This is a genomic window from Actinomycetota bacterium, from assembly GCA_030682655.1.
Lineage (GTDB): Bacteria > Actinomycetota > Coriobacteriia > Anaerosomatales > JAUXNU01 > JAUXNU01.
Map to the genome: position 1 here is coordinate 1 of JAUXNU010000118.1, position 14,857 is coordinate 14,857.

Below are 14,857 nucleotides of genomic sequence, written 5' to 3' on the forward strand. Positions count from 1 at the left end.
CGCCCCAGAAAGTTGACCTGAAGCCGAACACCTTGTCATGCTGACCGCACGATCGCGTCGTCTCGCTCCAACCGTTCGGCTTCGACCGTTACGGTGTTCGGCTTGAAGTGGTACGGGTGTTCGGCTTCACTGGAATCCGCATTGGGAAGACAGATTCGAGGCGACCTCTGGATGTCGTCGCGTGAGAAGCTAATGAGGCGATCTCGTCGTGATTTTCAGCGACTCGACGGCGACTACTTCAACGTCCCGTGCTGGCCGGCTCAGACATCGGATGAAATACGTGACGCGGTCGAACACGGACTACTAGACTTCCAGCGCACATACCGGAAGGGTCGTCTCCCTGTCGACCTAGAGTGCTTCCGCGAACTGGCTCCACACATCAACTGGCGGAGTCTCGTGGATGGCGGTGCGCCTTCCTAACCAGAGCTTCGACCTGGCAAGCCTCGGCACGGAGAGCTACGCTCTCCCAAGGCGCGGCGGTGCCTCGCCTTGCAGGTCAAGCTCTAACACGTTCGACCTAACTCCCACGAACTTGACTCAACTCGCATCGGCGCGTACGGTATTACGTACGTGAAGGGAGTTCCCATGACCAACATCACCGCAACCGAGGCGCGCAAGCAGCTCTACAGGCTGCTCGACGAGGTCTCGGATTCGCACGAGCCCGTCCAGATCACCGGCAAGCGCGGAAACGCCGTGCTCGTCAGCGAGGATGACTGGCGCGCCGTCCAGGAGACGCTCTACCTGGTCTCGATTCCGGGCATGCGCGAGTCGATCATCGAAGGCATGGCCACGCCGGTCGATGAGCTCGAAGACGAGCTCGACTGGTGAGCTGGCGTGTGGTCTACACCAAGGCTGCGCAGAAGGATGCCAAGAACCTGGCGGCGGCCGGCTTGAAGTCGAAGGCACAGTCGCTCCTCGACATCCTGGCTGAGAATCCGTATCAGACGCCGCCGCCGTATGAGAAGCTCGTCGGCGACCTGAGCGAGGCGTATTCGCGGCGCATCAACATCCACAACCGACTGGTCTACGAGGTCCTTCAGGATGAGCACGTGGTCAAAGTGTTGCGTATGTGGAGTCACTACGGGTAGGTCGAACCAAGGCATCGAGCGGACGGCGTCAGGTAGAATCAACCAGTGGGGCATGGGCCGCCGCTCATGCCTAACACGTTCGACATCGGTGTGTGTCACTCGACCGGACAGGTAGACGGAGCGCCGACGGGGGTGCGAGTGAGTAGCAGCAACCGCCAGGCGTGGATTGCGGGAATCCTGGGTCTTTCCGGACTGATTCTGTTTCTCCTAGCCATGTTCGGGGACATGCCGTGGCTCCCCGGAATGGATTTGGTGATGACGGTGCTGCCTCCCGCCCTTGGCGGCGCGGCCATCGTCTTGGCGCTGCAACTCATGTTCGGACACTCGTCGGATTCAACGGAGTCGCAGCCTGTCTCAGCCTCTGGGCCAGGATGTGTGCCCATGAGCGTGGCGACCTTGGGGTGTCTCGCCGGGGCCGCGGTCTTCGGCGGCATCATTCTGTGGGTGGTCTTGAATCTCGTGTCGCCCATGTGAGATCTCCCTGGCCCTGCGGATTTCGGCACCAAGTCGAACCAGAGCTTCGACCTGGCAAGCCTCGGCACGGAGAGCTACGCTCTCCCAAGGCGAAGCGGTGCCTCGCCTTGCAGGTCAAGCTCAAGCACGTTAGGTGCACTAAGGGGGATTCGTGAACGGTTCTCGGCCAGCGGGTTCGCGAGTGGCTTTGTGGATCATAGGGTTCCTCTTCGGCTGGCCGTTCGTATCAGCGCTCGGCCTGGGCGTTGCGTTCCTCGTCGTGACAACGGATGTCGGTGTCGCGGTCGCTGCGACAGTGCAGGGTCTCTTCGTGACCGCGGCCGGATGGTACCTCGGTCTGTTCGCGGTTCATCGCGGCGCTGCCAGAGAGATCTGGATCCCGGTTCTCGTCGGCTCGCTGTACCCCGCTCTGATATCGGCGGCGATCGGTCTGGGCGGCTTTGAAGCCTATCGGCTGATGCAGCTCGAGACGTATCTCCTGGTCGCCGGGATCGCGCTGACGGCGCTCGGTCCCGCCATCGCCGTCTACCTTTCGGCACGACAGGTGATGGCTGCCGGAGTCCAGCTCGAAAGTGGTCCGTTCGGCACCTAACCCCGGCATCGAGCGGACGGCGCGAGATAGAATCAACATGAACGGCGAAACCCGCCGCTCATGCCGTAACACGTTGTGCGCAACAAGGTGGCTTAGGAGTCCTAGTGGCCAAGTACACGCAAGCCCAACGACTTGGTCGGCATGCTGAGCAGATGTTCGGCGTCTTCGTGGCGCAGCAGGGTTGGGTCTGGAACCCGACGGCTGCGGGTGCCGACTTCGGAGTCGACGGGGCCGTGACGATCGTGGACGACACGATGCAGGTACAGCCGCTGGAGTTTCACGTTCAGGTCAAGGCGGTCAAGCAGGTGGACGTCGTCGACAACGGTGTGTCGGTATCGTTGCCACCGATTCCTGCAGATCGATGGCGGCTGTGGCAGAGTCATCTCCTGCTCACCATGGTCGCTCTGTGGGAGGAAGCCAGCGGGGCGTTCTACTACCAGTGGGCTAGCGACATCGAGATTCCTGCAGGCCAGGCAACCCATCGCGCCCGGATTCCCAAGATCCAGCTCCTCGATGCAGCTTCCGCAGAACGCATCAGGAAACGCGTTGAAGCACACCGCGACGTGTATCGCAGTCTAGTCTTGAGCCGGGAAGAGATTGCGAAGTTCTTGCAGGTGTATGACCGCTTGAGCGATTGCCTAGATTTGTGCGTCGAGTTCATGGCATTCCTCGACTTGAGGGACCTTCTGCCTATCCGCGCTCTCCTCGATGACGACCACGGCGACACCGCCCCTAGTCCTCACCTTGACGAGTACAGCGTCTCGCTGCCACCCAGTTTGTCGGACAGCAGCGGCCGCTCAACCATCGTTGCGCTTGTGATTGCCGTTGTCCTTCACGAACTGGACAACCTAGTCGTGGAGCAGGAACCTTCCGCCAGCGGGGTTGTGCACCCTCTCGTCGATGCGTTGTCCAACGTCTCGCTGCGGGTGCGTGAGATCGAGCATCGCGTGAACGTCACGATAGGCCGTCCGGATCCACGGGAGGAGATCACTGGCCGCGTCGTCTTGCAGAGCGTGCCCGACACCTATGTCGCTGCTGTCCAATTAGGACTGCTGCTGCGAGATCTTCTGCGGGAGATGCGCCGCCTGTTCTTCCCGCCGCCGCCGGCCACAAGGGGTGCGCTCCCGATCACCACGCGCGAGCTAGCGGCCCGCAATGTGATGCCTGAGGGAGCGTGGATTCGACACTCCGGACACAGCGTAGTCCGCGAGGCGTGGGACGGCTTCATTCGTGACTACTCGCCATGACCCCGTCCTTGAGTTCGCAACACACGCCCGCCGGTCTTGTGCGCACAACAACGGGATCCAGCAGACAATACGCCGCCAGCGAGGTAGTCTCGCGTCGAAGCGGGGTCGGGCGGCGTATTGCAGCTGATCCCGAACAACGTTAGGCCTATGCGGGGGGACCGTGGGGGAAGCGGTGCGAGATATCGACAAATGGGCTGACGCCGGCATTCTCGCGCTGGCCATCTCCCTGTGGCTGTCATCCGCGATAGCCAACCCAGAGCGCTACGGTCTTCTCGACAGTCTGGTCATCGCCGGGGCCCTGGCACTTCTGTTTGCGGTCGCATCACGACGCGACGCTCGAGCTGATCTGAAGCTTGGGACCGCCTTGAGGGCCTACCTCTACGCTACCGCAACGATCAGCCTCACAATGCTTGCGATTGGGGCCATCGCCTTCATCGGCATCGCCGCCAAGAGCCTCGCCCTGCCGGGCGAGACGCCCCTTCTCCTCGCCCTGGCCGCAGGCACCGCCACGGCCTTCGCTGGCGCACTCATCGGCCTACGTGGTCGGGGGGTGGGAGTCGTCATGGTCGTTGCGGCGATGGTGGCGAACTTCGCCTACTCCACCTCTCAGCACGGCATCACCATCGTCGACGTCTTGGGGCTGGCTATCCCGGTCGCTGTACTCATGAGATCGCGCACAAGACTACGGTGGGGGCGGCAGGGCTTCGACCCCGCACTGTCCGGAACGGGTGACCGCAAGGCCTAACCAGAGCTTCGACCTGGCAAGCCTCGGCACGGAGAGCTACGCTCTCCCAAGGCGAGGAGGTGCCTCGCCTTGCAGGTCAAGCTCAAACACGTTAGCCCCAACCAAACCCCATCGGACCGAGCACCACAGATCCCTCTCCTAGGGTGGTCAAAGCGGGTTCAGATGGGACAGTGAGCGTATGTTCGTATACTCTAGAACGAGCGAGGCGCGTCGCCCCCTCATGTCAGACCGTCGTGATAGATTGCGGTCGGAGGGGGTCCGTCGCACGGCACAGTCGCAGCAGCGGACCGTAGCACGAGTCATGCGAGGGTGAGAGCATTGTCGCAACAGACTGTCATATATTCAGAGAACCTACACGACATCGGTGGGGCCGGTGACGTCCCGATGATCACACCGAGTGCGGTCAGCGCCAGACGCAGCTTCATGCGCCGGATGTTCGAGATGACCGTCGTCACGAGGTCGGCGAAGCGCATCAGCTAGCCGCCTTGCACTTCCGGCACCCGTCATAAAAAGCGCCGCCGATTCGCCATGTGGCACGAAACCGTGTCGAAACTGGGCGGGACGCGTCGGGACCGCGCGGGCAGGAGTACCGCCCGCGACCTGCGCGAATAGCGGCCTCAATGGCACTACACTAGACTGTATGAAACCCTTCGATTGGGACTCATAATCCCTTGGTTGCAGGTTCGAATCCTGCCGGGCCCACCATCACACACATGAGCAGCTCTCGAAGCGATCGTACACAGCGGGACAGAGGCAGGCGCGTCCGCGTTCTCGCGGTCGCGTCGGTGGTTCTGGCTACCCTGGTGGTTGCGGTCGTTGCCGGGGCCGTATGGCTCGCCAAGGAGAACGCTCCGGCAGCGCCAGAGGCAGTCCGGTCGACCGAAGCGTCAGCCGCAAGCGTCCCGGCGACCGCCACTCCTTCGGCAGATACCACTGCGGAGCCCGGGCCTATGGTCGAGGTGCCTGATGTCAGCGGCCACACCGTCGAGGAGGCCCGGGTCGTGCTCGCGGCAGTGGGCCTGGGGTGCGATGTCGTCGTCGATAGCGGTGTCAAACCGGCGGGCGCCGGCGACAAGCGGAGGGTCGTCTCTCAGGAACCCGTTATGGGGCAGCTATCGCGCTCAGGTGCGTGCGTGACACTTCGGGTGCCGCCTGAGGAAGGCAAGCAGGCGGTTTCTGCCGCCGTCTTCGTGGTCTGCATCGATCCGGGACACCAGTCGTCCTCGGACAACGGCAAGGAGCCCACCGGTCCAGGCTCGGCCGAGATGCGGGACCGGGTGCTCGGCGGAGCGACGGGGGTGGCGTCGCGGGTTCCCGAATACGAGATCGCGTTGCAGATATCGATGAACCTGAAGCAGGTTCTGGAGTCGCGCGGGGTCACTGTAGTGATGACGCGCACCACCAACGACGTCCGGATATCGAACGCGGAGCGCGCCGGGGTGGCAAACAAGGCGGGCGCAGACCTTTTCGTGCGCGTTCACGGGGACGGCAGCACCGATGCGAATGCGGCAGGCGTCTCAACTCTGTATCCCGCGACAAACGCATGGACCAAGCCGATCGCGGGCGACAGCAAGAAGGTGGCCTTGGCCGTGCAATCGAGCGTTGTGGCGTCGACAGGGGCGGTGTCGCGCGGCGTTGTGGCCCGGGGAGACATCACGGGGTTCAACTGGTCCAAGGTACCCGCCATACTGGTGGAGTGCGGGTTCCTGAGCAACGCTGTCGAAGACAGGCTCCTTGGAAGTCCGCACTACCAGGACAAGCTGGCACAGGGGATGGCCGACGGGATCATGAGCTATCTGGAGACGAAGTAGATGGCAGCCAAGGGATCGTTCGGACGGTCGCTCGCGGTAGGGGCCGTGCTCGGACTCGTCGTGGTTGCGCTGGTCGCCGTGGGCCTCTATGTGTTCCGGGGCGACGAACTGCTCGGGGTTTCCGGGTCACCGAGTGATCTGCTGGTGGTCTTGGAGACCACGGAGGCGGACGGGGCGCACGTCGCGGGCGTGATTCTGCACATCGAGGTGGGCGAGGAGACGTGCACGGTCGAGGTCGTCGATCCGCTTGCTCAGGTGACGCTGCCGGGGACGTCCTACACGGCGCTCAAGGACGCCTACCCGTTCGGCGGAGCCGGATCCGTCGCGGAGATCTGGGCGGACGAAGCAGGACGCGAGACTCCGTCGTGGGTCGCCCTGCCTGAGGCCGTCTGGGGCGAGATCGTCGATGCCGAGGGCGGAGTCGTCCTCGATGTCCCGAATCCGGTGAACGTATACGCCGACGGCGAGTTTGTCGCGATTCCCGCAGGCGCGGCCCAGCGACTGGACTCCTCGGCTATCAGAGGGCTCGTTGCGGACGTAGCGTTCAACAGCGAAGCCGGGTATGCCGATGAAATGCGTATCGGGATCGGTTCCGCGCTCTCGGACGTTCTGCGCGCGAACTGGGACGCGGTTGCCGATGCGGTCGTTGAGAAGCGCGCCAAATCGAACGTTTCGACTACAGCGCTTGGGGGGTTGCGTGAGCAGTTGCGGAGATAGGCGCCTGCCCCGTTGCTGGTGAAGTCCGGGTGGTACGGCTATACTCGGATACGGTTCTACGTGCGCTTTCATGCATCGCGTTACGTTCACCGGGGATTGCAGGAGTAGCAGTTATGACACAGCAGCAAGCAAGTCCCAAACCGTCCTTGGCGCGTGCCGCCATCATCCTCGTTCTCGCCCTCGCAGCTTTCGCTGCGGCGTTCTACTTCCTTGACGGGATGTCGCTGGTCGAGGACCTGCTTGGCGGGTCCGAGACGACGAATAACCTCATTCCGGCGAAACCGACGGAGACTACCGAGACCGCCACACTCAGGCTCCCACCAGGGATGACCGAGGAGTTCGCACTGCGCATCTGGCAGGAGCAGATCGACTCCCAGGCCAACATCCTGAAGCTGGTCGATGGCCAGGTGGAGTCGATGACTGTCTCCAAGGTCACCCAATCTGGAGATAGGGCGACGCTTGATATCGCGGCGCAGTTCTCGGATGGGACGTCGGCTCCCGGCCAGCTCGGTATGCGCAGCTTCGGCGGGAAGTGGTACTTCGCATACGTCAGCGGCATGCGGCGTGGGGAATCCGGCGGGTTGGCGGACGACGTGGGGAGCGGTGCGGGCGTCGAACCGACGTCTGCGGTTCCGGCTGTGGCGGACGTGGATGTGCCGCTCGTGAACACGATCCTTGAGCAGCAGGCGACAAGTTCGGCGGTTCTCGAGGAATATGCGACCGGCGCGGTGAAGAGCGTGCGGGTGGCCGACCGCGTCGTGTCTGCCGGTACTGTGACCCTTGATATCGTGATGAACGAGTCGCATGAGACCGGCTACGGGCAGATCGTGCTGATCTCGAAGCAGTTTGACGGCGAGACACACTGGTTCGTCGCGAAGTTCACAAAGCGGCAAGCCTCGCAGTAGAGCCGGGCGCGCCGAGACAGAGGACGGGGCAGATGGAGCTTCTGGACTACCTGAACGTCATTCGTGTTCGCAAGTGGGTCATCATCCAGGCGGTCGTCATTGTAACGGTGGCGGCCATTGTTGTGAGTCTGATTCAGCCCAAGGTCTACCAGGGAGAGGCGAAGGTCCTCGTCTCGGAGAAGGACAGTGGCGCTGCGCTGTTCGGGACCGTGTTGCCGGAGATCTCAAGCCAGCCCGAACGCGGTCTTCAGACCCAGGTTCAGCTGATGCAGCTGCGACCACTCGCTGAGAACACGGTTCGAGAACTAGGACTCGAGATGAGTCCAGAGCAGTTGCTGCAGAGCGTGGCTGTCTCCGCGATCGGTCAGACGAACATCGTGCTTCTGACCGCCAAGGCATCTTCTCCCGACAGGGCAGCAGAGGTCGCCAATACAATGGCTGCTGAGTATGTGGAGTGGTCGCGGGTCTCGAAGCGCGAGAGCATCAAGGCGGCTGCAAACGAAGTAGATGATCGACTTCAAGATGCGCGTGGCGAGATTCTGGCACTCGGCCGAAGAATCCACCAAGAAGGCAAGAGTGACGAACTAGCTGCCGAACTTCAGATAGCAGCATCGTCGTATACGACACTGGCTGAGAAGCTCGAGCAGCTCAGAATCAACGAGCAGCTCGAGTTTGGCTCAGGCCGGATTGTAAGTGCGGCGGTCGTAGACCCACGGCCCGTCGCGCCCGAGCCAAAGCGGAGTGCGCTCATCGGAGTTGCACTTGGCATGATTCTCGGGCTTGGCATGGCCTTCCTGTACGAGTACCTGGATAACACGCTGAAGTCGAGCGACGAGGTCGAGCGGGTGTTCGGGGCGCCCGTGCTTGGCACGATCCCTGTGGAACGAGTCGAGAAGGGCACGAGATCTCGCAGGTTGACCATCGTCGAGGACCCAGGCTCCTCCTCGGCGGAATCGTACCGGATTCTGCGCAATTCCCTGGACTTCATCAACTTCGAGCACGACATTAAGACCGTGCTCGTGACATCTGCAGCGCCCGGCGAAGGCAAGTCAACGGTGGCTGCGAACCTGGCCGCGGGACTGGCACAAGCTGGCAAGAAGGTCGTGCTTGCTTCCTGTGACTTCCGGCGTCCCACCACAGAGCAGTTCTTCGGGGTGAGCAACACGGTGGGTCTCTCGGATGTCCTGCTTGGGAAGCATTCATTGAAGGCTGCGTTGCAGCGACCGGGCGACGATTCATTGTTGGTACTCACTTCGGGGAAGATGCCAGCGAATCCATCTGAGTTGCTCGGATCACGGAAGATGGAGGCGCTTCTGACCGAGCTGAGTGAATGGGCGGACTGGATTCTTGTGGACTCACCCCCGCTCCTCGCCGTCGCAGATCCGGCGTCGGTCGCACGTTGGGTGGACGGAGTTCTGGTCGTGAGTCAAGCCGGGGTCTCGACGCGGGATGCTGGCAAGAAGGCGGTCGAGCTTCTCAACAACGTGGGTGCGAGGTTGATGGGCGTCGTCGTATGGGGCTTCGAAGAGAACAAGACCGGCTCAGGCTACGGATACGCCGATGGCTACTACTACGCGGGATACTACTCGGAGGCTTCGACGAGACGGATGCCCAGGGCCGGGGCTCGAGCTGAGTCGGCAGTGCAAGATCGGGCGCAATGGGTTCCTCCAGAGAGTATGGGTAGACGCTTCGCGGCCGCCACGGGCAGGGTCCTCGCTGGCCTTCTCGGGTTCGCGGGAGTGATGGCGGTGCTGGCGCTCGTGATCTACTTCCTCGACCAGTACTTTGGGTGGGGCGTGGCCCAGTCGATTCTGAGCGTGTTGGGCTAGAGTCAGTGCGATTGAGTATCCACGATTTCGATGGGCGTCCGATGAAGGATCAGTGGCCCCTGCAGATGAGCCCTATGCGCGGTGCACAATGTCCACACGAACCTGCGCCAGCGGGAATAGGCGACGACGAGGCGACGTTCGCGGGTTCCACTCTGTCACGCGTGTGCAGCGTATGCGGCGGCCCGGAGGGGTCTCGCATCATCCTTGCTGAGAAGATGTACGGATCGGGTGAGGAATTTGCCTACTCGATGTGTGGATCGTGCGGATCGCTCCAGATAGTGAGCGTTCTGGAGGAGATGAGCCGGTACTACCCTGCGGACTACTACTCTCTCGCCGGCACGCTCGGCAGCAGGGCACGCCTACGCCTACTCGTTCGTCGCGCGTCGCGTGTTCTTGGCCTGCGCGTCCCTCGTCTGGGTGAAGACCTCGAGTCCGTGCTGAGATGGTTGCCCAGGGGCAAGGGGCGCGTGCTTGACGTGGGTTCGGGTGCGGGAATCCTGTTGCGCAAGCTCCAGGCACTCGGATACGTGTGCCATGGCGTGGATCCTCATCTGAGCTCAGATGCTATGAGCCAGGGCATCGTGCTCATGCGCTGTGCATTCGAGGAGGTCCATGGCGAATACGACATGGTCATGTTCAATCACTCATTCGAACACATGTCTGATCCTCACGGCGTGTTCGCCCATGCAAGGACCCTGCTTGGCAGACGAGGGATTCTGCGGATCCGAGTTCCAGTCGTGCCCAATAACGTGTGGGACGAGTACGGCACAGACTGGCCCCAGCTGGATCCGCCAAGGCATCTGTTCACCTTCAGCATGTCTGGGCTTCGCTCCCTTGCGAGTGCACATGGCCTCGTTGTCAGGAGTGTTGAGTACGATGCGCGACCCTGGTCTCTCGTGGCGGCACGCGCGTACAGGGACGGTCGGAGGCTCCTCGACCTGTCACCGGAGGACCTAGAAGGTTCGAGCGCGGATCGAAGCTCGACGCAATCGGCCAACGAGGCCATGTACGGAGATCAGGTTCGGCTTATTCTGTCACTAGATGCGTAGTCTCTCTTGCTATCGTGTTCCGGCAATCTAGTTGGTTTGGAGTCTTCGTGGAGCGTCTCATCTTCCTTGCCGTTTGGCTGCTCGGACACCTTCTGCGACGTGACCGCCGCATTCGCAGCCTCGAGCTTCGCGAGGAAACGGCACACACGTCGCGGGAGAGGGCCCATCAGTGTAGGCAGTTGAGAGCTGAATGGTGAGCCTGAAGGACCTCCGCTCTCGCGTTCCGCGCGCGCCACGCTTGGTTGGCGATGTCTCACTCGTTGCGACCGCGGCGTATGCGGCGACGGCGGCCCAGCTGGTTCGGGGAGTGGTGATCGCGCGGATTCTGGGACCCTACGACATGGGCGCACTGGCGATTGTCGGTCTGGTTCTCGCCTACGCGCAGTACAGTGACCTTGGAGTGATTCAGGCCGCATCGAGAGACATCTCAATGCTCCTCGGCAAGGCGGAAGAAAGCAATCGTCTAGCGGCTGTGAAGTGGCACGGGTTCGTGGTGCGGATCTCGGGAGCCCTGGTCGTATCGATCGGGCTGATGTTGTATGTGATCGTCAGGCGTGAGGCCCTTGGCAAAGGGCTGGCCTTCGGCCTGCAGACTGCTGCGATCGCGGTTCTGCTTCAAGCCGGATACACGGCTCTTCAAAGCTACGCCACCGCGACCCAGCGTTTCGGCGCCTACTCATCTACCGTGGTGACTCTTGGTCTTGCGAACCTTGCGGCTGGCGTAGTTGGTGGGTGCTACTGGGGATTGGAGGGAGTGTACGTGGGGCAGTTGCTCGCGTTTGCGATCGTGCTTGTTGTCGCTGCCAAGAGCCTCGGATTTCCCTCACGCACGCCGCTCGAACTGGCACTGTTCGCGAGACTGGTGCGCTACGGTCTCCTTCTCGCGACCCTCACGTTTGTGGGATACAACCTCATCAATATCGATCAGGTGATGGTGGTGTCGCTGCTCGGACGAAGCCCTCTTGGCCTGTACACGATCGTGCTATACGCGGGTGGCGCGCTGTATCTACTGCCGACTGCGGTTGCAGCCGGCGTCGGGCCCCGACTGCTCAGGGCGTACGGTAGCACGGCAGATGTCCAGAGTGTACGTCGCCACACATGGCGGCCCGTATACGTGCTTTCAGTCGTTGCTGCAATCGCGATTCTTGCCTCGTGGGTGCTTCTGCCGTGGTTCATCGGGCTAGCGTTGCCCAAGTACGCTGCGGCAGTGGGGCCCTTGAGGATATACCTGGTGGGGATGTACTTCCTGAGCGTCAATCTGGGCGTGTCCACGATTCTCAGCGCGACCGACCACATGAGGGAATCCATCGTGATCGTTGCCGGTATCATCGTGCTTAACGTGGTTCTGGACATCTTCTTCGTTCGAGTCCTGGGGCTAGGTTTGAAGGGTATCGCTCTTGGTTCGGCGGTGACGTATATGGCGTACTACTGCGTTCACTTGACCTACGTCGCGTCGTTGTTCGTTGGTGACGTGTCTCAAGCGGCCGGCCGGGTCTTCGTTATCGCGCTGCCGGGCGCGCCACTCGTGGCGCTGCTTGCCACGTCGGCGCTGGACGGATCATTGGAGTCGAGCGGAATAGGACTGCAGGCATCGATTCTTCTCGCACTCGCTGTTGCCACGATGATCGTCTATCGGAATCGCCTGAGGGAGAGAGTCGTATGGGGGCCGTGATGGGTGGTCAGATGCGCTCTCGGTGGTTCATGTTCGCCACAACGTTCCTGCTTGCGCTGATGGTTGGAGTCGCCATTGCTCGTGGGCCAATGGTCATTGCGCTCGCGCCCATAGCGGCGATCGTCACGGTTGCGCTCGCGATGAGCGACGTTGCCGTCCTCAGCGTGATTCTGCTGTCGACGAGCTTCCTGGTGCACCCGTACGCGTTCAGGATCGGCGAGCTGGGATCTGTATCACCATCGATCGGCGAGGTCGGAGTGGTTGTCGCGACCGCCGCCGCTGTGCTCTCGACGATCTCGCGTCCGCGGAAACGGCTTCGGCTCGGAACGAACGACTTGCTCATAGCTCTGCTGATGTTGACGATCATCTTCGGGTTCGTGCGCGCACAGTACTTCGGAGTCAATTTGCGGTATGCCGTACTCGCAGCCCGATCGAACGTGTTCTTCATGGCCTATTTTGCCGTGCGACTCTCTGTGACAGATAGGACGACTGTCCTGAGGCTCGCACGTCTCGTCGGCGGCCTCGTGATCATCGCTTCAGTGGCGAGTGTTGGTCAGGCATACGCAGGTGAATCGGCACGATTCTTCCTTGTAGGCAACCTTCCCGAGTTCCTGCGGAGCGAGACTGCAGGTCAGCTCATGCGTGTTCGGCCGCCGAGTCTGACGCTCTCCTATGTGGCGAGTTGTTTCGCGGCGAGTGCATTGGCATTTGGGGTCAAGGGGGGAAGAAGCCGGACGTTCGCGGCGATCGTTCTGTGTGCTGGGATGGCTACAATCGCGCTCAGCCTGAACAGGAACATGTTCCTGGGACTCGGCGCAGGCCTGTTGTTGACTCTTGCGTCCACGCGAGATTGGCGCGCCACGACGCGCGTGGTGAGTAGCCTCGGGGCGATCCTGATTGGAGCGGTCGCTCCGTTGTGGGCGTACTTCTCTGGAGTGGGCTGGTTCAGCAGGATTCTGTCGATTGGCGACTACGCTAGCCTCGCGAGTGGAACCCTCGCTGATCGATTCTACGAGAATGGACTCGCCTTGGCCGCTATCCAGGCAAGTCCGGTTCTTGGGATCGGCTGGGGGGTGGACTACGGCGCGCGCTATGTGACGAGTGTAGAAGGCTTCGTGGTGTCCGATCCGCGGCTCTGGATACACAACCAGTATCTAGGACTGTGGCTTCGGATCGGTCTGCTGGGGTTGCTGTCGATGCTCCTCCTCCTTGCGAGCGGTGTCCGTCAGGGCGTTGATGTTGCTCGCCTTCGATGTCAGGACTCTTGGATCGGTGCTGGCGCCGCAGTTGCTCTCATCGCTCTCGCGTCGAGCGCTCTCGTCGGGATGTACTTCTCGTACGGCGAGTCGATCGTTCCTTTGTGTCTCGTGCTTGGCGTGGCTCAGTTCGTTTGGCACGAGTATGTGGGCGTGCGGGTAGCCGAGGTGCCGGGTGAGCTACATGCCGTCTAGCGGTTTCACGGTGATTCTCGTCAACTTCCACAGCCTCAACGCCCTCCGAAGCTGTGTCGGGCCACTTCGGCGCTTCTTCGCTGGTCGAGACGTCGAATACGTTCTTGTGGACAACTCGCCTGGGGACGGCTCGGCTGAGTTCTATGAGGCTTCCGTGCCCAACGGGAAGAGGGTCGTTCCGGGCAAGAACGTCGGTTTCGCAGCAGCTGTCAACCTCGGTTTCGCAGCATCGTCGAATCAGCTGGTCCTGCTCGTGAATCCCGACATCGAATCGATTCAGGGCACTCCTGAGAGTGTGGCGCGGATATTCGAAGAAGACGACAAGGTCGCGGCTGTCGGGGTGAGGTTCGAGAATCCCGACGGCTCGCTTCAGTACAGCTGCAAGCGAACCCCGACCCCTCTGCGGATTGCCTACGAGAACCTGGCGATGTCCGGACGCTTCCCACACGTCGGGAGGTTTCGCGAGTATCGAATGCTTGACGATGACTACTCGGCGGTCATGATCGTGCATTCAGTCTGCGGCGGATTCCTCTTCGTTGATCGCGATGCCTTCGAGCGGCTGGGTCCTTTCGACGAACGGTTCTTCGTGTACTACGAGGAGGTCGATTGGATGGAGAGGGCTCGCGCGGCGGGATACGCGACCGTGTTCACGCCGGAAGTCGTCGTGACACACCGGGCAGGCACGAGCTCCGAAGGCGCGGAAGAGGACGTGCCTCTTCTGTTGATCGAGAGTCAGCAAGCCTACGTGAGGAAGCACTTTGGATTGATCGCGCAGATGGGCCTCGGTGCCATGCTTGTTGGTCAGTTCCTTTGGCGAGCCCTCCGGGCAACCTTGCCCCGTACCGGATCGTCGACGCACCGCCACGCTGACATCAACGCGATTCGGGTCCTGATGGGAGCCACGAGAAAGCGGCCGGAATGAGTGCTGGACGTCTACAGTCTAAAGACGGGATGGGATCCGGGGAAGCCTTGGATTCAGGTGAACGTATGCGCGTGGTGATGATTCTCGACTACTTCTTCTACTACGCCGCTGCTATCGCGAACGCGTTGGTCGATCAGGCAGATGTGCTGTTCGTCACTCGAGACCACGGGGAGGAACTCGGAGCCTGCAGTGAAGCGACCGATCGGAAGCGGAAGCTACTCGACCCCCGCGCAGAGCTCGTGGTGCTTCGAGGCAGACAATCGGAGCCTGGCAGCCTGTCCGAGATCGCGCGAGTGGGTGCACTCATACGCAGGTTCGATCCCGACATCGTTCATTCGCAGTACCACAAGGACTG

16 protein-coding genes are annotated in these 14,857 nt (G+C 61.6%); all 16 read left to right on the top strand.

Translation table 11 applies throughout. The features are described from left to right. Positions 1 to 585: 585 nt before the first annotated feature. A complete protein-coding gene (locus Q8K99_06955; protein ID MDP2182291.1) occupies positions 586 to 828 on the top strand; it encodes a type II toxin-antitoxin system Phd/YefM family antitoxin in 243 nt (80 codons plus the stop codon). Next, positions 825 to 1,088 (top strand): Txe/YoeB family addiction module toxin, encoded by a 264-nt coding sequence (locus Q8K99_06960; protein MDP2182292.1) that lies wholly within the window; start codon positions 825 to 827, stop codon positions 1,086 to 1,088. The genes Q8K99_06955 and Q8K99_06960 overlap by 4 nt, the downstream gene beginning before the upstream one ends. Positions 1,089 to 1,226: 138 nt before the next feature. After that, complete coding sequence (locus Q8K99_06965) at positions 1,227 to 1,562, top strand: hypothetical protein (GenBank protein MDP2182293.1); 336 nt, start codon at positions 1,227 to 1,229, stop codon at positions 1,560 to 1,562. 151 nt (positions 1,563 to 1,713) lie between these two features. Further along, positions 1,714 to 2,154, top strand: a complete 441-nt coding sequence (locus Q8K99_06970) for a hypothetical protein (GenBank protein MDP2182294.1) — start codon at positions 1,714 to 1,716, stop codon at positions 2,152 to 2,154. Between the two features lie 104 nt (positions 2,155 to 2,258). Continuing rightward, the gene (locus Q8K99_06975; GenBank protein MDP2182295.1) at positions 2,259 to 3,401 is read left to right on the top strand and encodes a DUF4365 domain-containing protein; all 1,143 of its coding nucleotides are present in this window, start codon (positions 2,259 to 2,261) and stop codon (positions 3,399 to 3,401) included. A gap of 160 nt (positions 3,402 to 3,561) precedes the next feature. Continuing rightward, positions 3,562 to 4,146 (top strand): hypothetical protein, encoded by a 585-nt coding sequence (locus Q8K99_06980; GenBank protein MDP2182296.1) that lies wholly within the window; start codon positions 3,562 to 3,564, stop codon positions 4,144 to 4,146. 318 nt (positions 4,147 to 4,464) lie between these two features. Continuing rightward, entirely contained in the window at positions 4,465 to 4,626 is a 162-nt protein-coding gene (locus tag Q8K99_06985) for a hypothetical protein (protein MDP2182297.1), read from the top strand. Between the two features lie 305 nt (positions 4,627 to 4,931). Further along, positions 4,932 to 5,957, top strand: a complete 1,026-nt coding sequence (locus Q8K99_06990; protein ID MDP2182298.1) for an N-acetylmuramoyl-L-alanine amidase — start codon at positions 4,932 to 4,934, stop codon at positions 5,955 to 5,957. Further along, positions 5,958 to 6,674: a hypothetical protein gene (locus tag Q8K99_06995; protein MDP2182299.1), complete on the top strand. Its 717-nt coding sequence runs from the start codon at positions 5,958 to 5,960 to the stop codon at positions 6,672 to 6,674. Between the two features lie 113 nt (positions 6,675 to 6,787). Beyond that, positions 6,788 to 7,579, top strand: a complete 792-nt coding sequence (locus tag Q8K99_07000; protein ID MDP2182300.1) for a hypothetical protein — start codon at positions 6,788 to 6,790, stop codon at positions 7,577 to 7,579. A 32-nt stretch (positions 7,580 to 7,611) separates the two neighbouring features. Further along, on the top strand, positions 7,612 to 9,408 hold the full coding sequence (locus Q8K99_07005) for a polysaccharide biosynthesis tyrosine autokinase (protein ID MDP2182301.1): 1,797 nt from the start codon (positions 7,612 to 7,614) through the stop codon (positions 9,406 to 9,408). A gap of 41 nt (positions 9,409 to 9,449) precedes the next feature. Continuing rightward, a complete protein-coding gene (locus tag Q8K99_07010; protein MDP2182302.1) occupies positions 9,450 to 10,457 on the top strand; it encodes a class I SAM-dependent methyltransferase in 1,008 nt (335 codons plus the stop codon). A 193-nt stretch (positions 10,458 to 10,650) separates the two neighbouring features. After that, positions 10,651 to 12,129, top strand: a complete 1,479-nt coding sequence (locus Q8K99_07015; protein MDP2182303.1) for a polysaccharide biosynthesis C-terminal domain-containing protein — start codon at positions 10,651 to 10,653, stop codon at positions 12,127 to 12,129. A gap of 11 nt (positions 12,130 to 12,140) precedes the next feature. After that, positions 12,141 to 13,580, top strand: coding sequence for an O-antigen ligase family protein (locus tag Q8K99_07020; protein ID MDP2182304.1), 1,440 nt, complete (start codon positions 12,141 to 12,143; stop codon positions 13,578 to 13,580). Then, entirely contained in the window at positions 13,570 to 14,502 is a 933-nt protein-coding gene (locus tag Q8K99_07025) for a glycosyltransferase family 2 protein (GenBank protein ID MDP2182305.1), read from the top strand. Before Q8K99_07020 ends, Q8K99_07025 begins: the two co-directional genes overlap by 11 nt. A 65-nt stretch (positions 14,503 to 14,567) precedes the next feature. Continuing rightward, positions 14,568 to 14,857, top strand: a 290-nt coding sequence (locus Q8K99_07030) for a glycosyltransferase (GenBank protein MDP2182306.1), incomplete at its 3' end; no start/stop codon positions are given.

What these genes read in the sequence shown, in the direction of transcription:
- Q8K99_06955 (MDP2182291.1), top strand. Translation starts at nt 586, where the DNA reads ATGACCAACATCACCGCAACCGAGGCGCGCAAGCAGCTCTACAGGCTG.
- Q8K99_07005 (MDP2182301.1), top strand. Translation starts at nt 7,612, where the DNA reads ATGGAGCTTCTGGACTACCTGAACGTCATTCGTGTTCGCAAGTGGGTC.
- Q8K99_07000 (MDP2182300.1), top strand. Translation starts at nt 6,788, where the DNA reads ATGACACAGCAGCAAGCAAGTCCCAAACCGTCCTTGGCGCGTGCCGCC.
- Q8K99_07010 (MDP2182302.1), top strand. Translation starts at nt 9,450, where the DNA reads ATGAAGGATCAGTGGCCCCTGCAGATGAGCCCTATGCGCGGTGCACAA.
- Q8K99_07020 (MDP2182304.1), top strand. Translation starts at nt 12,141, where the DNA reads ATGCGCTCTCGGTGGTTCATGTTCGCCACAACGTTCCTGCTTGCGCTG.
- Q8K99_06995 (MDP2182299.1), top strand. Translation starts at nt 5,958, where the DNA reads ATGGCAGCCAAGGGATCGTTCGGACGGTCGCTCGCGGTAGGGGCCGTG.
- Q8K99_07025 (MDP2182305.1), top strand. Translation starts at nt 13,570, where the DNA reads ATGCCGTCTAGCGGTTTCACGGTGATTCTCGTCAACTTCCACAGCCTC.